This is a genomic window from Ensifer sp. D2-11 (assembly GCF_054161295.1).
In genome coordinates, this window is sequence record NZ_CP096433.1 from 1,129,028 (window position 1) to 1,153,518 (window position 24,491).

Sequence of the window (24,491 nt, forward strand, 5' to 3'; positions counted from 1 at the left end):
ACCCCTCGGGAGGGGTGTTTGTTGCGGGAGCATCCATGCATCTCCTCCTAGCTCAGAAAGGAACGATCGCCGACGGTAATGAGGCGATCGACCTCGGACAGAGCCCGGGCGACATATTGTTCCTGTCGGCGGCCGATACGGAACTTGCCTCGATCGCGGCTGCCCATCGTCAGCGCGCGGGCGCAAGAAGCCTGCGGATCGCCAGCCTGATGAATCTCATGCACCCCATGTCGGTCGACACCTACGTCGAACGCACGGCGAGGCATGCGAAGCTGATCGTCGTACGGCCGCTCGGTGGTGCGAGCTACTTCCGTTACGTCCTGGAGGCGCTCTACGCCGCGGCGGTTGCGAATAAATTCCAGATCGCCGTGTTGCCGGGCGACGACAAGCCGGACCCGGGCCTCGACTCGTTCTCCACCGTCTCGGCGGAAGACCTGCAGCGCCTTTGGGCGTATTGCACCGAAGGCGGCGCGGAGAATGCCGGCCTTTTCCTCGATTACGCGCAGGCACTGATCGACGGCGGCGACAAGCCGCAGCCGGCGCGGCCGCTGCTCAAGGCCGGCATATGGTGGCCGGGCAGGGGCGTGATCGGCGTCGAGGAATGGGTTCGCCTATCCGAACTGCGTCGGGCTGTACCCACCGCGCAGGCGGACAGAGCGGAACACGAACCCACCGTCGCCCTCTGCTTCTACCGCGCGCTCGTCCAGAGCGGGGAGACGAAACCGGTAGAGGCGCTGATCGAGGCGCTTGCGGCCGAGGGCGTGCGGGCACTCCCCGTTTTCGTCTCCAGCCTCAAGGATCCGGTCTCGATCGGCACGCTCGAAGCGGTCTTCGCCGAAGCCCTTCCGGATGTCGTGATGAACGCCACGGGCTTTGCCGTTTCCGCACCGGGCGCGGACCGCCAGCCGACCGTGCTCGAATCGGGCGGCGCGCCGGTGCTGCAGGTCATCTTTTCCGGGTCGTCGCGGGAGGCCTGGGAAACTTCGGCTCAAGGGCTGATGGCCCGCGATCTCGGCATGAATGTCGCGTTGCCGGAGGTGGACGGGCGGGTTCTCTCCCGTGCCGTTTCCTTCAAGGCAGCCTCGGTTTACGACCCGCTGGTGGAGGCCAATATCGTCGGCCACGAGCCGCTTGCCGATCGCGCGCGCTTCGCGGCACGCCTCGCCGCCAATTGGACGAAGCTGCGCCGGACCCGGCCTGAGGGCCGCCGGGTCGCAATCGTCATGGCCAACTATCCGAACCGCGACGGGCGCCTCGGAAACGGCGTGGGTCTCGATACGCCTGCCGGCACGATTGAAGTGCTGAAGGCGATGACGGCAGAAGGCTACGCTGTCGGCAATGTTCCTGATGACGGCGACGCGCTGATCGGCTTTCTGATGGCCGGGCCGACCAATGCGGCAAGCCGCGACCGGGAAATTCGCGAGACGATTTCCTTGAATCACTACAAGGGTTTCTTCGACGCGCTTCCGAAAAAGATTCAAGAGGAAGTGACCGCACGCTGGGGTGCGGCGGAGGCCGATCCCTTCTTCATCGACGGCGTATTCGCCCTGCCGCTCGCGCGCTTCGGCGATGTGCTCGTGGGCATCCAGCCGGCGCGTGGCTACAACATCGATCCCAAGGAAACCTATCACGCTCCGGACCTCGTGCCGCCGCACGGCTATCTCGCTTTCTATGCCTATCTGCGCGAGGTCTTCGGCGCCCATGCGATCGTCCATATGGGCAAGCACGGCAACCTCGAATGGCTTCCCGGAAAGGCGCTGGCGCTTTCCGAAGAATGCTACCCCGAGGCGATATTCGGCCCGATGCCGCATCTTTATCCCTTCATCGTCAACGATCCCGGCGAAGGCACTCAGGCCAAGCGGCGGACGAGCGCCGTCATCATCGACCATCTGACGCCACCTTTGACGCGGGCGGAGTCCTACGGACCGCTCAAGGACCTGGAGGCGCTGGTCGACGAATATTACGAGGCTGCGGGCGGCGATCCGCGGCGGCTCAGGCTGCTCAGCCGGCAGATCCTCGATCTCGTCCGCGACATCGGCCTCGACCACGACGCCGGGATCGAGAAGGGCGACAGCGAGAACCAGGCGCTCGAAAAACTCGACGCCTATCTCTGCGACCTCAAGGAAATGCAGATCCGCGACGGCTTGCATATCTTCGGCCTGGCGCCGGAAGGACGGCTTTTGACCGACCTCACGGTCGCGCTCGCCCGTGTGCCGCGGGGTCTGAGTGAGGGCGGAGATCAGAGCCTGCAACGGGCAATCGCGGTGGACTTGGGGTTGCACGCGGCTTCACGCTCGCAGCCCTTCGACCCGCTCGATTGCGTCATGTCCGACCCCTGGGCCGGCCTGAAGCCCGATCTTCTCGCCGCCCTCTCGGATGCGCCATGGCGCACCGCCGGCGACACGGTCGAGCGCATCGAACTGCTTGCGGCGAAGCTCGTTTCAGGCGAAATCGCCTGTCCGGTGGGATGGACCAACACCCGCGCCGTACTTGCCGTGATCGAGACGCGGCTGAAGCCTTCGATCCAAAGCTCCGGCGAGGCGGAAATAAAGGGTCTGCTGACGGGCCTCGACGGCCGGTTTGTCGCCCCCGGTCCCTCGGGTGCGCCGACGCGCGGCCGTCCGGACGTGCTGCCGACGGGGCGCAACTTCTATTCGGTGGACAGCCGCTCCGTGCCGACCCCGGCGGCCTACGAGCTCGGCAAGAAATCGGCGGAGCTGCTCATCCGCCGCTACCTGCAGGACCATGGCGAATGGCCGTCCTCCTTCGGTCTCACGGCCTGGGGCACCTCCAACATGCGTACCGGCGGAGACGATATCGCCCAGGCGTTGGCACTGATCGGAGCAAAGCCCGTCTGGGACATGGCCTCGCGCCGCGTGACCGGGTACGAAATCATTCCGCTTGCCGTTCTCGGCCGTCCCCGTGTCGACGTCACCTTGCGTATTTCCGGCTTCTTCCGCGACGCCTTTCCCGAGCAGATAGCACTCTTCGACAAGGCGGTCCGCGCGGTCGGCGCGCTCGACGAGGACGATGCCGACAATATGATCGCCGCCCGCATGCGTGCCGAAACGCGGCGGTGGGCAGAGCGGGGCGCCGACGCGAAGGAGGCTCAACGCCGTGCCTCCTATCGCGTCTTCGGTTCGAAACCCGGCGCTTACGGAGCGGGCCTGCAGGCGCTTGTCGACGAGAAAGGCTGGGAAACGCGCGGCGATCTTGCCGAGGCTTACCTCACCTGGGGCGGCTACGCCTACGGTGCCGGCGAGGATGGAAAGGCGGAGCGCGGCCTTTTCGAGGAGCGTCTGCGCTCGATCGAAGCCGTGGTCCAGAACCAGGACAATCGCGAGCACGATCTGCTCGACAGCGACGACTACTACCAGTTCGAGGGGGGCATGAGCGCCGCGGCCGAGCATCTCGGCGGCCAGCGCCCGGCCATCTACCACAACGACCATTCGCGCCCCGAAAAGCCGGTCATCCGCTCGCTCGAGGAGGAGATCGGCCGCGTGGTGCGTGCCCGCGTTGTCAATCCGAAGTGGATCGACGGCGTGATGCGCCACGGCTACAAGGGAGCCTTCGAAATCGCCGCGACGGTCGATTACATGTTCGCCTTCGCTGCGACCACCGGGGCGGTCCGCGATCATCACTTCGAGGCAGCCTATCAGGCCTATATCGCCGACGAGAAAGTCCTCGGGTTCCTGCGCGAAAAGAACCCGGCCGCGCTTTCGGAAATATCGGAGAGGCTGCTGGAGGCGATCGACCGCGGCCTATGGAACCCGCGCTCCAATTCGGCGCGATTCGAACTGAACAGCCTTTCCGGCCGCGCGGCTACCGACCGCCTGATGGCCGGAAATCAATAGGGAGGACATCATGAACGACGAGACCGCGAATACCGGCGAACCGATCGCCGAGAAGGACGAAGCGCGTCACGCCATGAAGATGGCGAAGAAGAAGACCGCCCGTGACAAGATCATGGCCACCAAGACGGACGAAAAAGGCTTGATCATCGTCCACACCGGCAAGGGCAAGGGCAAGTCGACTGCCGGATTCGGCATGATCTTTCGCCACATCGCCCACGGAATGCCCTGCGCCGTCGTTCAGTTCATCAAGGGCGCCATGCACACCGGCGAACGCGACCTGATCGAGAAGCATTTCGGCGCGATCTGCCAGTTCTACACGCTCGGCGAAGGCTTCACCTGGGAAACGCAGGATCGCGCGCGCGACATTGCCATGGCGGCGAAGGCCTGGGAAAAGGCCAAGGAGCTCATCCGCGACGAACGCAACTCCATGGTGCTCCTCGACGAGATCAACATCGCGCTGCGCTACGACTATATCGACGTCGCCGAGGTCGTACGCTTCCTCAAGGAAGAGAAGCCGCACATGACGCATGTGGTCCTGACCGGCCGAAACGCCAAGGAAGACCTGATCGAGATCGCCGATCTGGTGACGGAGATGGAGCTGGTGAAGCATCCCTTCCGCTCGGGAATCAAGGGCCAGAAGGGCGTCGAATTCTGATGACGCAGAGCTGGCAGCTATTGGCGCTGCTCTCCGCAGCGCTGACTGCCGTCTTCGCCAAAATCGTCGCCGCTATGTCCATTCGTATTGACAAGTCGTATCCTAGCGTTAGGCTTGGCTGAAATTATCTGTCGGCATCTGGGCCTCGAAGAGAAACTTTGTTTCTCTGCGGGGCCTTTTTGCATTTGAGGGGCGAATGACAGGCAACGTTACCTACCCGGTGGGAGTATTGTTCTCGCGGAGCGGCAGCTATGCGCAGCCGGCGGGCCAGGGCTTTGGCGGCGCGATGGCAGCGATCGAGCATGTCAATGCATCCCGGCGTTTCCCGTTCAGGCTCGAGGCCCATCATCTCGATCCCGCAGGCGAGGCGGATCGCTATGCACCGCTTTGCAGGCAACTGATCCGCGAGCACGGTGTGCGCCATGTGGTGGGCTGCACCACCTCCTGGAGCCGCAAGGAAGTGATTCCCGTGGTCGAGAAACTCGACGCGCTGCTCTGGTATCCATGCGTCTATGAAGGTTTCGAGGTTTCCGAAAACCTTATCTACGTTGCCGCCTGTGCCAACCAGCACCTGGTGCCGCTTCTCGACTATATCGCGCCGCGCTTCGGCAGCAGGGCGATGCTTGTCGGCTCCAACTATATCTGGGGCTGGGAGACCAACCGGATCGCACGCGACATTCTCCATCGCTCGGGCGGCGAGGTCCTGGGCGAGCGTTTCGTGTCGATGGGAGACACGGATATCGCCCATCTGATCGACGAGGTCCGCGAGAAGAAACCGGATTTCATCCTGAACAACCTGATCGGACCGTCGTCCTACGCTTTTCTGCGCGCACTTCAGGCTCTCGCTGAAACAGATGATCGCTTCCATCCGGATAGATGCCCGGTCATCAGCTGCAATCTGTACGAGGGCGAGATCGCCGGGCTCGGACACGCCGCGGCGGGGCATTTCACGGTCAGCTGCTATTTCCGCACGATCCAGTCGCCCGAAAACGACTCCTTCCTGAAGACACTTGCGGCGCTGGATCCGAGTGCCGTGGTCGATGCCTTCTATGTGCAGGCATTCAGTGCCGTGGTGATGATCGCCGAGGCGATCGCGCGCAGCGGCAGCGACGATGCGGATCTTGTACGCGCCGCCCTGTGCGGGCAGGCAGTCGACACGCCGCTCGGGGCCATCAGCGTCGATCGATGGACGAACCACGTGGAATTGGCTGCCCATATCGGCCGCGCGGGTGCGGATGGCAGTTTCGAGATCGTCAAGCGCTCGTATGAAGCCATCGCGCCGGATCCGTTCCTGACATCCACGCCGCTTGTCCGCCCGTTGGGGCGGGACGAGGGGCGGCCCGAACTGAAGGTGGTGAAATGAGTTCCGTTCATAACACCCCGAATTTCGACGGCTGGCGGGCGCTCATCCTGCACCGGCCGCATCAGAACGTCGACGCTCTCTTTGCCCAATGCGCCCGCATAGGCATTGCGGCGGAACAGGCCTGGCCGGATTTTCCCAGGGATCGATCTGCAGAGGAGTTCAACGTCCTCCTGATCGACGCAGATATGGGTCACGACGAGCAATTTCCCTGGCGTCAGGGGGAAGCCCCCTTGCCGATGATCGCACTGATCGGCTCCGAGGCACCCGGCCGCATCGCCTGGACTATCGGGCAAGGGGCCGACGCGCAGCTCCTGAAGCCCATCGGCAGCGCCGGGCTGTACAGTGCTCTGATGGTCGCAAGCCACAGTTTTGTCCGCCGCCGTGCGCTCGATCGTGACGTCGCCGCATTGAAGGATCGCCTCGCGCGACGCCAGGAACTTGCGGAGGCGACGGCACTGCTGATGCTCCGGAAGAACTGCGGGGCCAGCGAAGCCTACCAGCACCTGCGCCTGACCGCGATGTCGCGCAGCTGCAGCATCGAGGACGTCGCTGCGGCCATCGTCCAGGAATTCGAGAACCACGGATTGAAGAATGCCGACCATGGTCGCTGAAACGGCGCGCAGCAAAGAGAATAGGACACCGGGCGTGTGGACGCGCCTCCTGCACAGGCCGCTTGCGCTCATCGGTCTTGCGGTCATCATCGTGGTGGTGGGCGCAGCAGCGCTTGCGCCTTGGATCGTGCCCTATGACCCGCACGAGCAGTTCTTCGAGGGTCTGACCATCGAAGGCGCGCCGCTGCCGCCCAACAGCCAGTTCTGGCTGGGTACCGACCTTGTCGGACGCGACCTCCTTAGCCGCCTGATCTACGGCGCGCGCACCTCGCTCGTCATCGGCGTGGTCGCCAATGGCATTGCCGTCGTCATCGGCTCGCTCGTCGGCATTGCAGCCGGCTATTTCCGGGGCTGGGTGGACACCGTGCTGATGCGCTTCACCGATCTGATGATGGCCTTTCCGGCACTTCTCCTTGCCATCGTTCTGGCTGCGATCTTCACGCCCAGCCTATGGATCGTGGCGATGGTCATCGCCATGGTGAACTGGGTGCAGATCGCCCGCGTCGTCTATACCGAAACCCGCTCGATCGCCGAGCGCGATTTCGTGACTGCCGAGCGGGCCATGGGCGCCGGCGCCGGACGCATTCTCTTCCGTCACATCCTGCCGCATCTCCTGTCCACGATCATCGTCTGGGCGACGCTCGGCATTGCCACGACTGTACTACTGGAGGCGACGCTTTCATTCCTCGGTATCGGCGTGCAGCCGCCCATCCCGTCGTGGGGCAACATCATCTTCGAAAACCAGACCTACTTCACCTCGGCACCATGGCTGGTGTTCATACCGGGCGCGGCGATCCTGGCGCTCGCGCTCGCCTTCAACCTGGTCGGCGATGCGCTACGCGATGTCCTCGATCCGACGCAGCAGGGGAGGCATTGATGGCAGCCTATATCGCGCGGCGACTGCTTCAGACGGTCGTCATCCTGCTTGGCATCAGCTTCGTCACCTTCGTTCTGCTCTATCTGATACCGGCCGATCCGGCCAGACAGATCGCCGGCCGCAGCGCAACGGCTCAGACCGTGGAGAACATCCGCGAACAGCTCGGGCTCAACCTGCCCTTCTACGAGCAATATCTGCGTTACGTCACCGGCCTGGTGCAGGGCGACTTCGGCCGCTCCTATCTGCAGAAGACGGAAGTCGCCACTTTGATCGCATCGCGCCTTCCGGCAAGTCTCTTGCTGATGGCCGGAGCCATCACTTGTGAACTGATCTTCGGGCTCACCATGGGCATCGTCGCGGCGCTCCGGCGCGGCTCACGCACCGACGATACGCTGATGATCGCGTCTTTCGTCGGGGTGTCGGCGCCGCAATTCGTGATCGGCATCCTGCTGCTCTACGTCTTCGCCGTGAAGCTGGGCTGGTTCCCGATTGGCGGCTACGGCACCTTCGCCCATCTGGTCCTGCCCTCCGTTACGCTCGGCTTCCTGGGCGCCGGTTGGTATTCGCGCATGATGCGTTCCTCGCTGATCGAAGTGATGCGCCAGGATTTCATCCGCACGGCGCGCGCAACCGGTGCCGGTCGCGCCAAGGTCCTGTTCCGACACGCAATGCCCAACGCGATACTGCCCGTTATCGCGATGATCGGCATCGACATCGGTCTGTTCATGTCCGGCATCGTGGTGGTGGAAAGCGTCTTCGGCTGGCCCGGCATCGGCCAGCTGGCCTGGCAGGCGATCCAGCGGGTGGACATCCCGATCATCATGGGCGTCACGCTTGTCTCTGCGTTTGCCATCGTGCTCGGCAACCTGCTCGCCGACCTCATCACACCGCTTATCGACCCGCGCATCAAGCTGCGCTGACGCGGGAAGAAAAAACTGCAGCATCAAGAAAGGAACTTCAGATGAGGAACTTGCTACTGGCCGGCGTCTGCGCCGCCGCACTCATGGGAAATCCCGCGCTTGCCGACGACATCAAGCAGGGTGGCGAAATGACCGTCACCTACAAGGACGACGTTTCGACCCTCGATCCGGCGATCGGCTACGACTGGCAGAACTGGTCGATGATCAAGTCGCTGTTCGACGGCCTGATGGATTATGTCCCGGGCACGACCGAGCTGCGTCCCGACCTTGCCGAATCCTACGAAATCTCGGAGGACGGCAAAATCTTCACGTTCAAGCTGCGCAAGGGCGTCAAGTTTCACAACGGCCGCGAGCTGACTGCCCAAGACGTGAAATATTCGATCGAGCGCGTGGTGAACCCGGCGACCCAGAGCCCGGGTGCCGGGTTCTTTGCAACGATCAAAGGGGTCGAAGAGGCCTCGGCCGGCAAGGGTGGCGAGCTGTCCGGTATCACGGTGCAGGATCCGCACACGATCAGGTTCGAACTGACCCGCCCCGACGCCACTTTCCTCCACGTCATGGCGCTCAACTTTGCCCATGTCGTGCCGAAGGAGGAGGTCGAGAAACACGGCGCAGATTTCGGTAAGAATCCGGTCGGTTCCGGTGCCTTCAAGCTTGCCGAATGGACACTTGGGCAGCGTCTGGTGTTCGAACGCTTCACCGACTATTGGAACGAAGGGCTTCCGAAGCTGGACCGCATCACCTTCGAGGTTGGCCAGGAGCCGGTCGTTGCGCTTCTTCGCCTGCAGAACGGCGAAATCGACGTGCCCGGAGACGGCATTCCGCCGGCGAAGTTCGTCGAGGTGACGAACGACCCCAACTTCAAGGACCTGATCATCCGGGGCGGCCAGCTGCACACCGGCTATGTGACGATGAACGTCAAGATGGCTCCCTTCGACAAGGTCGAGGTGCGCAAGGCTGTGAACATGGCCATCAACAAGGATCGTATCCTGCGTATCATCAACGGTCGCGCGGTCGCCGCCAACCAGCCGCTGCCACCCTCGATGCCCGGCTATGCAAAGGACTACGCAGGCTATGCCTACGATCCCGAAGGCGCCAAGAAGCTGCTCGAGCAGGCCGGCCTCGGCGACGGGTTCTCGACCGAACTCTATGTCATGAACACCGACCCGCAGCCGCGCATCGCCCAGGCGATCCAGCAGGACCTGAAGGCGATCGGCATCACGGCATCGATCAAGTCGCTCGCACAGGCCAATGTCATCGCGGCCGGCGGCGAGGAAAACCAGGCGCCGATGATCTGGTCGGGCGGCATGGCGTGGATTGCCGATTTCCCCGATCCGTCGAACTTCTACGGCCCCATTCTGGGTTGCGGCGGTGCCGTGCCGGGAGGCTGGAACTGGTCCTGGTACTGCAATGAAGAGCTCGACAAGAAGGCAGCCGAAGCCGACGCCATCGTCGACCCGGCAAAGGCCGCGGAGCGCGAGGCCCTGTGGCGCGACATCTATCTGAAGATCATGGAGGACGCGCCCTGGGCGCCGATCTTCAACGAGGAGCGCTTCACCATCCGCTCGGAGCGTATCGGCGGCGACGACAAGCTGTTTGTCGATCCGGTCCACATCCCCGTCCACTACGATCAGGTATATGCAAAAGATGTGCAGTAACTGCGACTACACCATCCACGGACGCCATCACCACTATGGCTGGGATCATTCGATCCCGCCGGTGGAAACCGTGGCGCCCGGATCGCGGCTCGAGTTCAATTGCCTGGACTCCGGTTCCGGTCATTTCACCGCCGACAGCACGGTTGCCGATGTCTCGACGGTCGATTTCACGAAGGTCAATCCGGTCACCGGTCCCATCTATGTCGATGGGGCCAAGCCGGGTGACGCCCTGAAGGTGACCATCGAGCACTTCAAGCCGAGCGGCTTTGGCTGGACGGCCAATATTCCGGGCTTCGGGCTCCTCGCCGACCAGTTCGCGGAGCCGGCGCTGACACTCTGGAAATATGATCCGGCTACGCTCGCTCCCGCAGCCTTTGGCGAGTTCGGCCGGGTTCCCCTGAAGCCCTTCGCCGGCACGATCGGGCTCGCGCCGGCAGAGCCGGGGCTGCATTCCGTGGTTCCGCCGCGGCGGGTAGGAGGCAATCTCGACATTCGCGACCTGGCGGCGGGCACAACCCTCTATCTGCCCGTCGAGGTGGAGGGCGCCCTGTTCTCCATCGGCGACACGCATGCGGCGCAGGGAGATGGCGAAGTCTGCGGCACGGCCATCGAAAGCGCGATGGATGTGGTCGTGAAGCTGGAACTGGTGAAAGGCGCCAATCTCAGGATGCCGCGCTTTACCACGCCGGGCCCCGTCACTCGGCATCTCGATGCCGAGGGCTATGAGGTCACGACCGGCATTGGAAGCGATCTGATGGAAGGTGCGCGGGCGGCCGTATCCGGCATGATCGACCTGCTCTGTGCGACACGCGGCATGAAGCCGGAAGACGCCTACATGCTCTGCTCCGTCTGCGGCGACCTTCGCATCAGCGAGATCGTCGACCAGCCGAACTGGGTCGTGTCCTTCTATTTCCCGCGCATCGTCTTTGCGTGACGAACCGGTCCTGTTCCGCCTCGGCGGGGCAGGGCGTCCTTCCGATGACATTGCCAAGGCCTCTGCCCGATGACTTCCTCTCTGCTTTCCGTGAAGGAACTGACCGTCCAGGTGGCTACGCCGACCGGGCCGAAGGTCGTGGTGGAGCGTCTGTCCTTCGATCTTCTTCCCGGCAGGACGCTTTGTCTTGCAGGTGAGAGCGGATCGGGTAAATCGATGAGCGCGCTTTCGCTGATGCAGTTGCTGCCGAAGCCGATGGCACGTATTGCGGGCGGCTCGGCCACTCTCGATGGCGAGGACATATTGGCGCTTCCGGAAGCACGCATGCGGCGGATTCGCGGGCGCAAGATCGGGATGATCTTCCAGGAGCCGATGACCTCGCTCAATCCGGTGATGGCGGTCGGCAATCAGCTGATCGGGGCGATCACCGCCCACGGAAACACCAGTGGCCGGCGCGCCGCGCGGGCGCGGGCCGTCGAACTCCTGGACCAGGTTCAGATTCCAGAGCCGGAGCGGCGGCTCGGCCAATATCCGCACGAGCTCTCCGGCGGCTTGCGTCAGCGCATCGTCATCGCGATGGCGCTCGCGCAGAACCCGAAAATCCTGATCGCCGACGAGCCGACGACGGCGCTCGACGTAACGGTTCAGGCGCAGATCCTGGCCCTTATCCGCAAGCTGCAGGCCGATCACGGGATTTCGGTGATCATGATCACCCATGATATGGGCGTGGTCGCGGAAATGGCCGACGAGGTGCTGGTCATGAAGCATGGTCGTACCGTGGAGCACGCAACCAGCAGGGATCTTTTCGCGCATCCGCAGGATGCGTACACGAAGGAGCTCCTTTCCGCCGTGCCGCGCCTTGGCGAAATGGCGGGAACGGAGACGCCGAAGCGTGCAGCGGGGAAGGCGGTCGAGGCAGGATCTGAGCCAGGCGCCGAACAGCCGATGCTCCAGGTCGAGAACCTCACGGTTCGCTTCGACATCAAGGGCGGCATCCTTCAGCGCCCGATCAGGCGACTTCACGCGGTGGAGGGCATCTCTTTTTCCGTGCACAGGGGTGAGACGCTGTCTCTCGTCGGAGAGTCCGGTTGCGGCAAGTCGACGACCGGCAAGGCGCTCTTGAACCTTGTCCCGTGGACGGGAGACATACGCGTCGACGGACGCTCCACGCGCGGCTTGCGGGGGAGCACGATGCGGCCCATCCTGCGTGACGTCCAGATGATCTTCCAGGACCCTTACGCATCGCTGGATCCGCGTATGCGGGTCGGCGATCTGGTGGCCGAGCCACTTGTGATCCACGGCCTTGCAAGCGGAAGCGAGCTGCGTGACCGGGTGGAGTATCTTTTCAAGCGGGTCGGATTGTCGCCCGAGCAGATGAAGCGTTACCCGCATGAGTTTTCGGGCGGTCAGCGGCAGCGGATCTGTATCGCGCGCGCCCTGTCTCTCTCACCGAAGCTCATCGTCGCAGATGAGTCCGTTGCGGCACTCGACGTGTCGATCCAGGCACAGGTGCTCGATCTCCTGCAGGACATCCAGGACGAGACCGGCGTCTCCTACCTGTTCATTTCTCACGACATGGCGGTCGTCGAGCAGATCAGCCACCGGGTAGCGGTCATGTACATGGGCCGCTTCGTCGAAATGGGCACGCGGCGGCAGATCTTCGAGAGTCCGCAGCATCCCTATACGAAGAAACTGATGGCAGCCGTTCCCGTGGCGGATCCGGGTCGAGTACGCCGGGATTTCGTGCCGAAAGCGGAAGACCTGCCGAGTCCTGTGCGCGCCCTGGATTATGCGCCATCCTTCCCGCCGCCATCGGATCTGGGCGGCGGACATCTCGTCTGGAACGGCTGAACTGTCGTCGTTTGCGGCCGGCCTACAGCCCCAGCCAGATCCGCAGCGGATATTCCGGATCGGCAAGCAGCCGGATGGCGAGCGCGATCGAAACGACGACCAGCAGAGGCTTGATGATCTTCGCGCCCTTTGCCATCGCATAGCGCGAGCCGACCTGCGCGCCGAGGAACTGGCCGACGCCCATCGTAAGGCCGATCTTCCAGAGCACGACGCCGCTGAGCAGGAAGACGAAAAATGCGCCGATATTGGAGCCGAAATTCAGGAATTTCGTGTGCGCCGTCGCCTTGAGGATGCCGTAGCCTGCAAGCGAGACGAAACCGAGCATGAAGAAGGAACCTGTGCCCGGACCGAAAACGCCGTCATAGAGGCCGATCAGGGGCACGAAGGTGATTGTGAACAGGAAAACCGACAGGCGCCGATGCTTGTCGAGGTCGCCGATATTCGGCTTGAAACCGAAGTAGAGCGCGATGCCGATCAACAGGAACGGCAGCACGGCCTCCAGAACGTCCGCGGGAACGACCGTCGCCAGCAATGCGCCCAATACCGCGCCTGCCGCCGACATCAGCGCCATCGGGAGTTGCTCCCGGAGGTTCACGTGGCCGTGCCGGGCATAGGCGATGCTCGCCGAACCGGAGCCGAAAAGCGACTGCAGCTTGTTGGTGCCGAGCGTCTCGAGCGGTGGAATCCCCGCGATCAGCATGGCCGGGATGGTGATCATCCCGCCGCCGCCGGCGATCGAATCGATGAAGCCGGCAAGGAATGCGGCCGCGAAAAGAAAGAGCAGTATGTGGAGGGCTAGGTCGTGCACTGGAGTCTCGAGCAAATAGGGCGGCGGGAACTGCTTCAGCCGCCTTGTGTCAGAGGTGACGCCGAAATGCAAAGTTTGTCTGAGGTCGATCCCGTGGCCGCACGGATTGCGACACGTGGATGGCGCAATCCGGTTTGACCGACCTGAAGCGCTCCGATAAAAATGACGATCATGCGACGGCGTCCGTTCAGGCGGACTGAAAGAGCGTCCGGTGCGGCCGACCCATGCAGGGGGCTTGATCCGGTGCTGTCCGGACCGGTACGTGGCATTTCGCCGGGCCGGCGCTTCGTATGGAACGCCGACGCCGCATGGGAGCCGCACCGCATATGCCTTCCGCCGAAGGACACATCACCGCCAAACTCGTGCTCGGCCTTGGCTGCGAGCGCAACACTGCGCCCGAAGAGGTTATCGCGCTTGCCGAACAGGCGCTTGCGGACGCCGGCGCTTCCGGCAAGGATGTCGGACTCGTCGCCTCTCTGGATGCGCGGACCGATGAGCCCGCGATCCATGCGGTCGCGCGGCACTTTTCGGTGCCCACGCATTTCTTCGACGCTGCCACGCTGGAGGCGCAATCGTCGCGTCTAAAAAATCCATCGAAGGTCGTCTTTGCCCATACGGGTTGCCACGGCGTCGCTGAGGGCGCGGCCTTGGCGGCCGCCGGGTGCGACGCGGTGCTGCTCGTGCCTAAGATCCGATCGGTGCGGGCGACGGCGGCAATCGCCGGACCGGCCGATTATGCAAGGGGAGCCATGTGATGGCCTCGGGCGAATTTTGCAGTTTCTTTGATGAGCCGATTCAATTATCTGCCATTGTTTCCTGCATAACGACTTCAAGTTTTTCCTCGGTTGGATCGGATGGAATGCCTTGCTTTGCCCGGAGTATCGACCGATGACCGACATGTTTGCCGGCCTGCCTGAACTCGAGCCGGGTTCGGTCTGGCTCGTCGGTGCGGGCCCGGGGGATCCCGGCCTTCTGACCCTGCACGCAGCCAATGCGCTTCGCCAGGCGGATGTCATCGTTCACGATGCGCTGGTCAACGGTGATTGCCTCAAGCTCGCCAAAGCGAGTGCAGCACTCGAATTTGCGGGCAAACGCGGCGGCAAGCCTTCGCCGAAACAGCGCGACATCTCGCTGCGGCTCGTCGAACTGGCGCGTGAAGGGAAGAGGGTGCTGCGCCTCAAGGGTGGCGATCCCTTTGTCTTCGGCCGAGGCGGAGAGGAGGCGCTGACCCTGGTCGAGCACCGCATCCCGTTCCGCATCGTTCCCGGGATCACCGCGGGCATAGGCGGGCTTGCCTATGCCGGCATTCCGGTCACGCATCGGGAGGTCAACCACGCGGTGACTTTCCTTACCGGCCATGACTCTTCCGGCGTCGTGCCGGACAGGATCAATTGGGAAGGCATTGCCAAGGGCTCTCCGGTAATCGTCATGTACATGGCGATGAAGCATATCGGCCAGATCTCCGCCAATCTGATGGACGCCGGCCGCTCGCCGGACGAGCCGGTGGCCTTCGTCTGCAATGCGGCGACACCGGAACAGGTGGTGCTGGAAACCACGCTTTCGTCCGCTGAAGCCGATGTGACCGCTTCTGGGCTCGAGCCGCCGGCAATCGTCGTCGTCGGCGAGGTCGTCCGGCTTCGCGCCTCGCTCGACTGGCTTGGCGCGCTCGATGGCCGGGCGCTCGCTCCCGATCCGTTTTCGAGCCGCATTCTCCGGAACCCGGCATGAATGGACTGATGATTGCAGCCCCGAGCTCCGGCTCGGGCAAGACCACGGTGACGCTCGGCCTGATGCGGGCATTGAGACGGCGCGGGCTCTCGATCGCGCCTGGAAAGGCGGGGCCGGACTATATCGACCCGGCTTTTCACACGGCTGCCAGCGGCAAACCCTGCTTCAATTATGACCCCTGGGCAATGCGCCCCGAACTGCTCCTAGCCAATGCGGCGGCTGCGGCGGAAGACGGCTCGGTGCTGATCATGGAGGCGATGATGGGCCTCTTTGACGGTGCAGCGGACGGCACGGGCGCGCCGGCGGATCTCGCCGCAGCACTCGGACTTGCAGTGATCCTGGTCGTCGATTGCGCGCGCCTCTCCCATTCCGTGGCCGCCCTGGTCGGCGGCTATGCCCGTCACCGCGACGATGTCCGTGTCGCGGGCGTCATTCTGAACAGGGTCGGCAGCGACCGGCATGAGGGAATGCTGCGCGATGCGCTTGCCGGAATTGCGATGCCGGTCTTCGGCGTGCTGCGGCAGGACGCTGCACTGAAGCTGCCCGAACGCCACCTGGGCCTCGTACAGGCAGGCGAGCATGGATCGCTGGAAACCTTCATCGATCACGCGGCAATGCGGGTCGCTTCGGGTTGCGATCTCGAGGCGGTGCTTGCTGCGGCGACGCCGCTGACGGTGGGAGAGAGGGCCGGAACGCTAAAGCCGCTCGGCCAGCGGACAGCCGTCGCGCGCGACGTGGCCTTCGCCTTCTGCTACGAGCATCTTCTTTCCGGCTGGCGCGGGCAGGGGTCCGAAATCACATTCTTCTCGCCTCTTGCGGACGAGACGCCCGATCCGCGTGCCGATGCGGTCTATCTCCCCGGCGGTTATCCCGAGCTTCATGCGGAACAGCTCTCCAATGCTTCGAATTTCCGCGCGGCCATGCACAAGGCAGCTGGGGGTAGGGCGCGCATCTTCGGGGAGTGCGGCGGCTACATGGTGCTCGGCGAGGGGCTTGTCGCGGCGGATGGCGGGCGCTACGAGATGCTCGGGCTTTTGCCGCTCGTCACGAGCTTCGCCGAACGCAAGCGGCATCTCGGCTACCGGCGCGTCACGCCGGTTGACGACGTGTTTTTCCGGGGACCGATGACGGCGCACGAATTTCACTATGCCACGATCGTTTCGGAGGGCGCGGCTGAGCCGCTCTTCACGGTACGTGACGCGGCAGGGCTCGATCTCGGCCGCGCCGGCCTCCGTCGCCGGAACGTTGCCGGCTCCTTCATGCATCTCATCGATTTCTCGGAATGATCATGGCCGCTCCCATCATTCATGGCGGCGGGATCACGGAAGCCGCAGCGCGCTTCGGGGGGACGCCCGAAAACTGGCTTGACCTCTCGACGGGGATCAACCCTTGTCCCGCCGCCCTGCCGGAAATCGACGCGCGCGTCTGGCACCGATTGCCGGATCGGCATGTGGAAGAGGCAGCGCGTGCGGCGGCCAGTCGCTACTATCGGACGGGCGAACTCATGCCATTGCCGGTGCCCGGAACACAGGCCGCCATTCAATTGCTCCCGCGGATCGCCGGCCAGGGAAAACGAGTCGCCATATTCGCGCCGACCTATGGCGAATATGCGCGCGTACTGAAAGCCGCCGGCCTGGTCGTCGACTCGGTCACGTGCGCCGGTGATCTCCAGGCGGCGCACGGCCTGGCGGTCGTCGTCAATCCGAACAATCCGACCGGCCGGCGCTTTCCGCCGGAGGAAATCCTTGCAATAGCGGAGGCGATGCGGGCGCATGGCGGCCTGCTCGTGGTGGACGAGGCCTTCGGCGATCTGGAGCCGGACGCGAGCGTCGCCGGACACGTTGCGGCCAATGACAACCTCGTCGTTTTCCGTTCTTTCGGGAAATTCTTCGGTCTTGCGGGTCTTCGGCTCGGCTTTGTAGTCGCGAGCCGGACGATCGAGGACTTGTTTCGTGACTGGCTCGGGCCCTGGTCGGTCTCGGGTCCGGCACTTGCGATTTCGGCGAAGCTGATGGAAGGCGACACGCTGGGGATCAAGGTCGGCATCGCGGAACGCAAGGCCGCGCTCGACGCGGTGCTTCTCGGCGCCGGGCTCGATGTGGTCGGCGGCACCGGCCTTTTCACGCTCGTAGAACACGAACGGGCTTACGATCTTCACGCGGCGCTCTGCGAGGCGCATATCCTGACGCGAAAGTTCGACTACGATCCGCGCTGGCTGCGTATCGGATTGTCACCGAACGCGCAGGGCGACCGTCGTCTCGCCGAGGCTTTGAACCGGATGGGTGTGTAGTGTCGGCTGAAATACTTCTTATCCTTGTGATGGCGCTGCTGCTGGACCGCGTCCTCGGCGATCCGGACTGGCTCTGGTCGCGTCTGACGCATCCGGTGGTGTTCTTCGGCAAGGCGGTCGAATTCGTGGACGAAGCGCTTAACCGCGGCGAATTCACCAAGGCCTGGCTGAAATTCCGCGGTGTGGTCGGCATACTGGTACTGCTCGCCGGAGCCACGGCCTTGGGTGTCGTGCTCGCTCGGCTTTTCGATGTGCTTGGCGCCCTCGGCTCTTTGCTCGAGGTTGTCACGGTGGCCGTCTTCCTCGCCCAGAAGAGCCTTGCCGATCACGTTTCCCGGGTTGCCGCCGGCCTGCGACGCGATGGACTTGCGGGCGGCCGCCAGGCGGTATCGATGATCGTTGGACGCGATCCGAACACACTCGACGAGCCGGCGGTCTGCCGCGCGGCCATCGAAAGCCTTGCTGAAAACTTTTCAGACGGCGTCGTCGCTCCCGCCTTCTGGTATGCGGTTGCCGGACTTCCCGGCCTTCTTGCCTACAAGATGCTGAACACGGCCGACTCGATGATCGGCCACAAGAGCCCGAAATATCTTCATTTCGGCTGGGCCTCGGCGCGGCTCGACGATCTGGCGAACCTGCCCGCGGCACGGCTCTCGGCCCTCCTGATCGCAGCCGGCGCCTATTTCAGGCGCGGTGCGGAAGCGGCGAAAACCGCAATCGAGGTGGCGCGGCGCGATCACGGACTTCACCGCTCGCCCAATTCCGGCTGGCCCGAAGCTGCGATGGCAGGCGCAACCGGCGTTCAGCTTGCAGGACCGAGAATCTATGGTGGTGTGAAGGTCGACGAGCCCATGATGAACGACGCCGGCCGTGCGGTTGCTGCCATCGAGGATATCGAGGCTGCGGTCACCGTCTTCTATGCGGCCTGTTCGGTGATGACCTTCGCCTTCGCGGCTGCTGCTTTGCCGCTTCTGCTTTTCTAGGTCCCGGATCACGAAGTAACCCCGCTCAGGGCCTACACGGTCGTCGTTGAGCAACACCTTCTCCAAATCGCGGTGGCAAAAGACCATGGGGCATTGGCTTTTGCGGTGCATTTTTCTATAGGGTTCGCCAAGACTCGAATTTTAAGAGGTATGCGCGTGACAGCTACATTCGACAAGGTTGCCGATATTATCGCGGAAACGAGCGAGATCGATCGCGAGACGATCAAGCCGGAAAGCCACACGATCGATGATCTCGGCATCGACAGCCTCGACTTTCTCGACATCGTTTTTGCGATCGACAAGGAATTCGGCATCAAGATTCCGCTGGAGCAGTGGACTCAGGAAGTCAACGAAGGCAAGGTCTCGACCGAGGAGTACTTCGTGCTGAAGAACCTTTGTGCCAAGATCGACGAGCTGCGGGCCGCGAAAGCGGGTTGAGGAAAGCCTGAAGCGGCTTTCCGCGTGGATCGCGCTTTCATCTGCGATCGGAGCTTGGCGATCATCGCTGACACGGATCGGCCCCTTTCCCGATGCCGCCTGTCGCGCCCCGCGCTTGACAGGCGGCATCGGCATTTTTACTTGAGCGCGAAACGAATGGGATGAGCCTGCATGCTCCTTGAATATTTCCAGATGATCGACCGGGTCGAAACCGTCGATCTGGCGGCCGGCCGTCTGGTGGCGCGCTCGGTCGTGCCGGAGAAGAGCCCGGTATTCGAGGGGCATTTCCCCGGCTACCCGCTGGTCCCGGGCGTGCTGCTGATCGAAACCATGGCGCAGGCTTCCGGCTTCCTGGTGCTGGCCGCGACGAAATTCGCCGCAATGCCGTTCCTGATGACGGTCGACGGTGCGAAGATGCGCAGCTTCGTCGAACCGAATGCCGAGCTCGAGATAGAGGCTCTGCTCGAGCACGAGGGATCCGGCTTTGCAGTGACGAAGGCCAGGATTGCGTCTGGCGGCAAGAAGATATGCGATGCTCAGCTGAAGCTGAGGACGATCCCGTTCGACCAGGTGCCGCTGGGCGAAATCGTGCGCAAGCGTGCGGAAGAACTGGGGCTCATGGCCGCGATGGCCGGTTCGGAGAAGTGAAAATGACGAAATCCGCGAACGATGTGGTGATCACCGGGGTAGGCATCGTGACGAGCCAGGGCGTCGGGGCCGAGCCTCATGTGGCGCTGCTCGGCGCGGCCGAGCCGCCTGAGGTTCGCATCGAAACGGAACGTTTCGCACCCTATCCGGTCCACCCGTTACCGGAAATCGACTGGTCGCAGCAGATTCCGAAGCGCGGCGACCAGCGGCAGATGGAGAACTGGCAGCGCCTCGGCGTTTTCGCTGCCGGCCTGGCGCTCGACGACGCTGGTCTCAAGGACAATCTCGAAGCCTGCGGAAGCATGGACATGATCGTCGCGGCCGGCGGCGGCGAGCGCGATATCAATGTCGACTCTCTCATCGTCGACGAGGCGCTGAAGCGCAACGACCGCGAACGGCTCTTGAACGAGAAGCTGACGACGGAACTGCGCCCGACGCTGTTTCTGGCGCAGCTTTCCAACCTTCTCGCCGGCAACATCTCCATCGTGCACAAGGTCACGGGTTCGTCGCGCACTTTCATGGGCGAAGAGGCGGCCGGCATTTCCGCGATCGAGACGGCCTTTGCCCGCATCAAGGCCGGTCAGTCGAGCCACACGCTGGTCGGCGGTGCATTTTCGGCCGAGCGTCTCGACATCGTCCTGATGATCGAGGCGATCCAGGGCCATGCGCTCGGTGAGTGGCATCCGATCTGGTCCCGCAAGCCCGAGGACGGGGGCGGCATGATCCTCGGTTCCGTTGGCGCCTTCCTGGTTCTGGAGTCGCGCGAATATGCCGAGTCACGCGGCGCCCGCATCTATGCGACGATCGATGCGATCGGCGGCGACCGCGGCAGCCGCGAGGACGGGCGGCTCGAAGCGCGCCTCAGATATCTATCGAAGCCGGCCCTCGAGCTCGATCGGCAGTCGACCGTCGTCTTTTCCGGCACCTCGGGCTTCCATGACCTTGCCGGACGGGAAAAGGCGTTTCTCGAAACCGAACTCGCCGGCCGGCCGGTCCGTGCCTATGGCGGGCTCGTCGGTCACGGCATCGAGGCGCAGTTTCCGGTCGGCATGGTCCTTGCCGCGCTCTCGCTCGGACACGCAGCCAAGGTTCCACCTTTCGACCCCGCCGCCGAAGCCCCGATGCTGGCCCCGGCAAGGGCGGCGGTCGTCACCACCATCGGCCACTCCCGTGGCGAAGGCGTCGCCGTGCTTGCCGCGGAATAAGGAGCTCGAACTATGAGCAAGGCTTATAAGGACCACCTCGGCCGTCCGATCGTTGCCGTCACCGGCATGGGCGTCATCACCTCGCTCGGGCAGGGGCTCGACGACAACTGGGCGGCGCTCACCGGGGGCGTATCGGGCATTCACAAGATCACCCGGTTCCCGACCGATGCTCTTTCGACCCGCATCAGCGGCACGGTCGACTTCATCGAGATTCCTGCGGAGAATGCCGTCGAGCGTTCCTATGCGATGGCGCGCGAAACGACGCTGGAGGCCCTGGCTCAGGCCGGCCTTTCCGGCGATTTCAACGGCCCGCTCTTCCTGGCGGCGCCGCCGATCGAGCCCGAATGGAATGCCCGTTTCGAGCTTGCCGACCGCTCGCCGCCGTCGAGCCAGCCGGGCGACGCCTATAATCGGTTCCTCGCGGCAATGCGGCAGAAGGCGGATCCGACCTTCCACGAGGCCGTGCTATTCGGCTCGATCTCGGAGCGTCTTGCGGACCGCTTCGGTACGCGCGGCCTTCCGGTGACGCTTTCGACGGCTTGCGCATCCGGGGCGACCGCCATACAGCTCGGCGTCGAAGCCATCCGCCAGGGCAGGACCGACAGGGCGCTCACGGTTGCGACGGACGGCTCGGTCAGTGCCGAGGCCCTCATCCGCTTCTCGCTGCTCTCGGCGCTCTCCACACAGAACGAGCCGCCGGAAAAGGCTTCGAAGCCCTTCACCAAGGATCGCGACGGTTTCGTGATTGCGGAAGGCGCCGCGACGCTGGTGCTCGAATCGCTGGAAGCGGCGGTCGCTCGCGGCGCCCGCATCTACGGCATTCTCAAGGGCTGCGGCGAAAAGGCCGACCTCTTCCACCGCACGCGTTCCTCCCCCGATGGCGGACCGGCGATCGCGACGATCCGCGCGGCACTTGCGGATGCGGGCATCGACGAAGCCGGGATCGGCTACATCAATGCCCATGGCACCTCCACGCCCGAAAACGACAAGATGGAGTATCTGTCGATGTCCGCGGTCTTCGGCGAGCGGTTGCCGTCGATCCCGGTCTCATCCAACAAGTCGATGATCGGTCACACGCTGACGGCAGCCGGTGCGGTCGAAGCGGTCTTCTCGCTCCAGACGATGCTCAGCGGCACGCTGCCGCCGACGATCAACTACCAGAACCCCGACCCGGCGATCGTTCTCGATGTCGTGCCGAACGTGAAGCGCAGCCAGCAGGTGACTGCAGTGCTGTCGAACTCCTTCGGCTTCGGCGGCCAGAACGCCAGCCTTGTCATGACCGCCGAGCCGGCCTGAGTGGAAGAAAAAGGCCCCCTCTGGCCTGCCGGCCATCTCCCCCACAAGGGGGGAGAAAAGGTGCGGTTGGCCTCTCGCTTCGCTCCAAGCGTCGCAACAAGATGAGCCTTGATTGGAAGGCGAAAGGCATGCCACGCCTACTCTCCCCCCTTGTGGGGGAGATGGCCGGCAGGCCAGAGGGGGTCTATCCCTTCCGCGCAACTCTCGCGCGACAACGACATATGCAAAGGAAAAGACCATGCGCGCCCTGCAACTGCTCGATGACCGCAAGCTTGAAATCACCGATCTGCCGGAGCCGGAGGCGCCCGGTCCTGGCGAGGTGACGCTGCGGGTCAAGGCGGTCGCGCTCAATCATATCGACGTCTGGGGCTGGCGCGGCATGGCTTTCGCCAAGCGCAAGATGCCGCTCGTCATCGGCGCGGAAGCCTCCGGCGTCGTGGAGAGCATCGGCCCGGGCGTCGCCAATGTGCTCCCCGGCCAGCTCGTCTCGATCTACGGTGCGCGTACCTGCGGCCTCTGCCGCCCGTGCCGCGAGGGGCGCGACAATCTCTGCGAACATGTCGGGGGCGTCCATGGCTTCCATCTGGACGGCTTCGCGCAGGAGAAGGTCAACCTTCCGGCGCGCCTGTTGGTGCCTGCACCCCCCGGCGTCGACGAAATCGGCGCGGCGCTGGCGCCGGTCACCTTCGGTACCGTCGAGCACATGCTGTTCGACAACGCCAAGCTCGAACCCGGCGAGACGATCCTCGTCCATGCCGGCGGATCCGGTATCGGCACGGCCGCGATCCAGCTCGCCAAGAAGATCGGCTGCACGGTCATCACCACAGTCGGATCGGACGACAAGATCGACAGGGCGAAGGCGCTCGGTGCCGACCACGTCATCAACTACCGGACCGATCGTTTCGAAGGCGTGGTGCGGAAGCTGACGAAGAAGAAGGGCGTAGATGTCGTCTTCGAACATGTCGGCAAGGATACCTGGGCGGGCTCGATGCTGTCGATGAAGCGTGGTGGACGCCTCGTCACCTGCGGCTCGACTTCCGGTGTCTCGACCGACATGAATCTGATGATGCTGTTCCAGCAGCAGCTGAAACTGCTCGGCTCCTTCGGCTGCCGAATGGAGAACATGGCGAACGCCATGCAGAAGATGGGGCGCGGGCTCGTTCATCCGGTGATCGACACCGAGGTGGGGCTCAACGATATCGACCGCGCGCTGGAGCGTATGGAGTCGCGCCAGATCTTCGGCAAGATCGTGTTGCGGATGGATTGATCTTCGTGCGGATGCTGATCACACGGCTGGTGCTTGCTGCGGATCGCTCCCGTCAATGGTCGATCGCGCAGTTCGTCCTGCTGCTTCTCACGATACTCAAGCTTTTCCCCGCGGACATGGCCATCAACTTCATGGATCGCGTTGCCCGCTGGATCGGGCCGAAGACTGGTCGTCACAAGCTGACGCTGATCAATCTGCGCAATGCCTTTCCCGAGAAGAGCGATGCCGAGATCGAGGCGATCGCGCTCGAGAGCTGGGGCAATATGGGGCGGCTCGCCGCCGAATACGTGTTCCTCGATCAGCTCTTCGACTTCGATCCGGCGCGCGCGGAGGCGGGCAGGGTGGAGGTTTCGGGCATCCCGCTCTTCCTGGAGCTGCGGGACAATCCACGGCCCTTCATCGTCTTCACGGCCCATAGCGGCAATTTCGAGATGCTGCCGGTTGCCGGCTCGGCCTTCGGCCTCGACGTGACGGTGCTCTTCCGGCCGCCGAACAATCCCTATCTCGCCGACCGGGTATTCGAATTCCGCAAGGAGCGCATGGGCAACCTCGTGCCGTCGCATGCCGGCTCCTCTTTCGCCCTTGCCAGGCAGCTCGAACGCGGCGGCGGCGTCGGGGTGCTCGTCGACCAGAAGTTCCGTAAGGGCCTGAAGACGAAATTCTTCGGGCAGGACGTGCAGACGAATCCGCTGCTTGCCAAGCTCGTCCGCCAGTTCAATTGCGAGGTCTATCCGGCCCGTTGCATTCGCCTGCCCGGCAACCGCTTCCGGCTGGAGCTCGAGCCGGCGGTCGAGATCCCCCGCAGGGCTGACGGCAGCGTCGATGTCACGGCAACGGCGCAGATGCTGAACGACAAGGTCGAGAGCTGGGTTCGCGAATATCCGGGCCAGTGGCTCTGGTATCATGACCGCTGGCACATCAAGCGGTCTCTTTGAGCCGGTCTCCTGACGCACATCTTTTCCCCTCGTAAACCGCCGTCTCCTTAAATCGGTGCCGATTCAGGGATTGTCTGGAGTGCGCCGGGCATGCGCGAAGGAAATCGTGACAGCGTCCGCCGAAAGGAGGAAACGAGATGTCACAGGAGTGGCCCATGTTCATCCTGCAG

Annotated in this window: 21 protein-coding genes; 20 read left to right on the forward strand and 1 reads right to left on the reverse strand. The window is 63.6% G+C overall.

Annotated elements, in window-relative coordinates; all coding sequences use genetic code 11:
* The first annotated feature begins 35 nt into the window (after positions 1-35).
* From cobN to M1D34_RS05490, 9 genes are all read left to right on the forward strand, one after another.
* Positions 36-3,854 (forward strand): cobaltochelatase subunit CobN, encoded by a 3,819-nt coding sequence (gene cobN, locus M1D34_RS05450; RefSeq protein ID WP_498781070.1) that lies wholly within the window; start codon positions 36-38, stop codon positions 3,852-3,854.
* 10 nt (positions 3,855-3,864) lie between these two features.
* Positions 3,865-4,509: a cob(I)yrinic acid a,c-diamide adenosyltransferase gene (gene cobO / locus M1D34_RS05455; RefSeq protein ID WP_498781072.1), complete on the forward strand. Its 645-nt coding sequence runs from the start codon at positions 3,865-3,867 to the stop codon at positions 4,507-4,509.
* A 196-nt stretch (positions 4,510-4,705) separates the two neighbouring features.
* On the forward strand, positions 4,706-5,872 hold the full coding sequence (locus M1D34_RS05460) for a transporter substrate-binding domain-containing protein (RefSeq protein WP_498781074.1): 1,167 nt from the start codon (positions 4,706-4,708) through the stop codon (positions 5,870-5,872).
* Positions 5,869-6,483: an ANTAR domain-containing response regulator gene (locus M1D34_RS05465; protein WP_498781076.1), complete on the forward strand. Its 615-nt coding sequence runs from the start codon at positions 5,869-5,871 to the stop codon at positions 6,481-6,483. The genes M1D34_RS05460 and M1D34_RS05465 overlap by 4 nt, the downstream gene beginning before the upstream one ends.
* The gene (locus M1D34_RS05470; RefSeq protein ID WP_033048772.1) at positions 6,464-7,360 is read left to right on the forward strand and encodes an ABC transporter permease; all 897 of its coding nucleotides are present in this window, start codon (positions 6,464-6,466) and stop codon (positions 7,358-7,360) included. The genes M1D34_RS05465 and M1D34_RS05470 overlap by 20 nt, the downstream gene beginning before the upstream one ends.
* A complete protein-coding gene (locus M1D34_RS05475) occupies positions 7,360-8,280 on the forward strand; it encodes an ABC transporter permease (RefSeq protein WP_003530741.1) in 921 nt (306 codons plus the stop codon). Before M1D34_RS05470 ends, M1D34_RS05475 begins: the two co-directional genes overlap by 1 nt.
* Before the next feature lie 41 nt (positions 8,281-8,321).
* Positions 8,322-9,938 carry an ABC transporter substrate-binding protein gene (locus M1D34_RS05480; RefSeq protein ID WP_015007699.1) on the forward strand — a complete coding sequence of 539 codons (1,617 nt, stop codon included), beginning with the start codon at positions 8,322-8,324 and terminating at the stop codon, positions 9,936-9,938.
* Positions 9,928-10,872: an acetamidase/formamidase family protein gene (locus M1D34_RS05485; RefSeq protein ID WP_027989307.1), complete on the forward strand. Its 945-nt coding sequence runs from the start codon at positions 9,928-9,930 to the stop codon at positions 10,870-10,872. Before M1D34_RS05480 ends, M1D34_RS05485 begins: the two co-directional genes overlap by 11 nt.
* Before the next feature lie 69 nt (positions 10,873-10,941).
* The gene (locus M1D34_RS05490) at positions 10,942-12,723 is read left to right on the forward strand and encodes an ABC transporter ATP-binding protein (protein WP_498781080.1); all 1,782 of its coding nucleotides are present in this window, start codon (positions 10,942-10,944) and stop codon (positions 12,721-12,723) included.
* Between the two features lie 22 nt (positions 12,724-12,745).
* On the opposite strand, the gene M1D34_RS05495 is transcribed toward M1D34_RS05490, so the two are convergent.
* Entirely contained in the window at positions 12,746-13,531 is a 786-nt protein-coding gene (locus M1D34_RS05495; RefSeq protein WP_028011925.1) for a TSUP family transporter, read from the reverse strand.
* 326 nt (positions 13,532-13,857) lie between these two features.
* On the opposite strand from M1D34_RS05495, the gene M1D34_RS05500 reads away from it, so the two are divergent.
* The 11 genes from M1D34_RS05500 to M1D34_RS05550 all read left to right on the forward strand — a co-directional run bounded on the left by M1D34_RS05500 (position 13,858) and on the right by M1D34_RS05550 (position 24,321).
* On the forward strand, positions 13,858-14,286 hold the full coding sequence (locus tag M1D34_RS05500) for a cobalamin biosynthesis protein (protein ID WP_010969586.1): 429 nt from the start codon (positions 13,858-13,860) through the stop codon (positions 14,284-14,286).
* Between the two features lie 133 nt (positions 14,287-14,419).
* Positions 14,420-15,259: a uroporphyrinogen-III C-methyltransferase gene (gene cobA / locus M1D34_RS05505; protein WP_003530753.1), complete on the forward strand. Its 840-nt coding sequence runs from the start codon at positions 14,420-14,422 to the stop codon at positions 15,257-15,259.
* On the forward strand, positions 15,256-16,545 hold the full coding sequence (locus M1D34_RS05510) for a cobyrinic acid a,c-diamide synthase CobB (RefSeq protein WP_127540177.1): 1,290 nt from the start codon (positions 15,256-15,258) through the stop codon (positions 16,543-16,545). The genes cobA and M1D34_RS05510 overlap by 4 nt, the downstream gene beginning before the upstream one ends.
* Positions 16,546-16,547: 2 nt before the next feature.
* On the forward strand, positions 16,548-17,549 hold the full coding sequence (gene cobD, locus M1D34_RS05515; protein ID WP_127540175.1) for a threonine-phosphate decarboxylase CobD: 1,002 nt from the start codon (positions 16,548-16,550) through the stop codon (positions 17,547-17,549).
* Complete coding sequence (gene cbiB, locus M1D34_RS05520; protein ID WP_028011930.1) at positions 17,549-18,532, forward strand: adenosylcobinamide-phosphate synthase CbiB; 984 nt, start codon at positions 17,549-17,551, stop codon at positions 18,530-18,532. The genes cobD and cbiB overlap by 1 nt, the downstream gene beginning before the upstream one ends.
* A gap of 150 nt (positions 18,533-18,682) precedes the next feature.
* A complete protein-coding gene (locus tag M1D34_RS05525; protein ID WP_010969581.1) occupies positions 18,683-18,970 on the forward strand; it encodes an acyl carrier protein in 288 nt (95 codons plus the stop codon).
* Positions 18,971-19,141: 171 nt separating this feature from the next.
* Positions 19,142-19,618, forward strand: coding sequence for a 3-hydroxyacyl-ACP dehydratase FabZ family protein (locus M1D34_RS05530; protein WP_127540173.1), 477 nt, complete (start codon positions 19,142-19,144; stop codon positions 19,616-19,618).
* A gap of 2 nt (positions 19,619-19,620) precedes the next feature.
* The gene (locus M1D34_RS05535) at positions 19,621-20,823 is read left to right on the forward strand and encodes a beta-ketoacyl-ACP synthase (RefSeq protein ID WP_127540171.1); all 1,203 of its coding nucleotides are present in this window, start codon (positions 19,621-19,623) and stop codon (positions 20,821-20,823) included.
* A gap of 12 nt (positions 20,824-20,835) precedes the next feature.
* On the forward strand, positions 20,836-22,119 hold the full coding sequence (locus M1D34_RS05540; protein WP_003530769.1) for a beta-ketoacyl-ACP synthase: 1,284 nt from the start codon (positions 20,836-20,838) through the stop codon (positions 22,117-22,119).
* A gap of 238 nt (positions 22,120-22,357) precedes the next feature.
* Complete coding sequence (locus M1D34_RS05545; protein ID WP_028011932.1) at positions 22,358-23,386, forward strand: zinc-binding dehydrogenase; 1,029 nt, start codon at positions 22,358-22,360, stop codon at positions 23,384-23,386.
* Positions 23,387-23,397: 11 nt separating this feature from the next.
* Entirely contained in the window at positions 23,398-24,321 is a 924-nt protein-coding gene (locus M1D34_RS05550) for a lipid A biosynthesis lauroyl acyltransferase (RefSeq protein ID WP_028011933.1), read from the forward strand.
* Positions 24,322-24,491 lie beyond the last annotated feature (170 nt).

Bases quoted from the DNA above. Each gene is read 5' to 3' on its own strand.
- M1D34_RS05510 (WP_127540177.1), top strand. From the start codon at position 15,256: ATGAATGGACTGATGATTGCAGCCCCGAGCTCCGGCTCGGGCAAGACC.
- M1D34_RS05530 (WP_127540173.1), top strand. From the start codon at position 19,142: ATGCTCCTTGAATATTTCCAGATGATCGACCGGGTCGAAACCGTCGAT.
- M1D34_RS05525 (WP_010969581.1), top strand. From the start codon at position 18,683: ATGCGCGTGACAGCTACATTCGACAAGGTTGCCGATATTATCGCGGAA.
- cobN (WP_498781070.1), top strand. From the start codon at position 36: ATGCATCTCCTCCTAGCTCAGAAAGGAACGATCGCCGACGGTAATGAG.
- cobA (WP_003530753.1), top strand. From the start codon at position 14,420: ATGACCGACATGTTTGCCGGCCTGCCTGAACTCGAGCCGGGTTCGGTC.
- cobO (WP_498781072.1), top strand. From the start codon at position 3,865: ATGAACGACGAGACCGCGAATACCGGCGAACCGATCGCCGAGAAGGAC.
- M1D34_RS05480 (WP_015007699.1), top strand. From the start codon at position 8,322: ATGAGGAACTTGCTACTGGCCGGCGTCTGCGCCGCCGCACTCATGGGA.
- M1D34_RS05535 (WP_127540171.1), top strand. From the start codon at position 19,621: ATGACGAAATCCGCGAACGATGTGGTGATCACCGGGGTAGGCATCGTG.
- M1D34_RS05545 (WP_028011932.1), top strand. From the start codon at position 22,358: ATGCGCGCCCTGCAACTGCTCGATGACCGCAAGCTTGAAATCACCGAT.
- M1D34_RS05550 (WP_028011933.1), top strand. From the start codon at position 23,398: ATGCTGATCACACGGCTGGTGCTTGCTGCGGATCGCTCCCGTCAATGG.
- M1D34_RS05465 (WP_498781076.1), top strand. From the start codon at position 5,869: ATGAGTTCCGTTCATAACACCCCGAATTTCGACGGCTGGCGGGCGCTC.
- M1D34_RS05475 (WP_003530741.1), top strand. From the start codon at position 7,360: ATGGCAGCCTATATCGCGCGGCGACTGCTTCAGACGGTCGTCATCCTG.
- M1D34_RS05460 (WP_498781074.1), top strand. From the start codon at position 4,706: ATGACAGGCAACGTTACCTACCCGGTGGGAGTATTGTTCTCGCGGAGC.
- M1D34_RS05470 (WP_033048772.1), top strand. From the start codon at position 6,464: ATGCCGACCATGGTCGCTGAAACGGCGCGCAGCAAAGAGAATAGGACA.
- M1D34_RS05490 (WP_498781080.1), top strand. From the start codon at position 10,942: ATGACTTCCTCTCTGCTTTCCGTGAAGGAACTGACCGTCCAGGTGGCT.
- cobD (WP_127540175.1), top strand. From the start codon at position 16,548: ATGGCCGCTCCCATCATTCATGGCGGCGGGATCACGGAAGCCGCAGCG.
- M1D34_RS05500 (WP_010969586.1), top strand. From the start codon at position 13,858: ATGCCTTCCGCCGAAGGACACATCACCGCCAAACTCGTGCTCGGCCTT.
- M1D34_RS05540 (WP_003530769.1), top strand. From the start codon at position 20,836: ATGAGCAAGGCTTATAAGGACCACCTCGGCCGTCCGATCGTTGCCGTC.
- M1D34_RS05485 (WP_027989307.1), top strand. From the start codon at position 9,928: ATGTGCAGTAACTGCGACTACACCATCCACGGACGCCATCACCACTAT.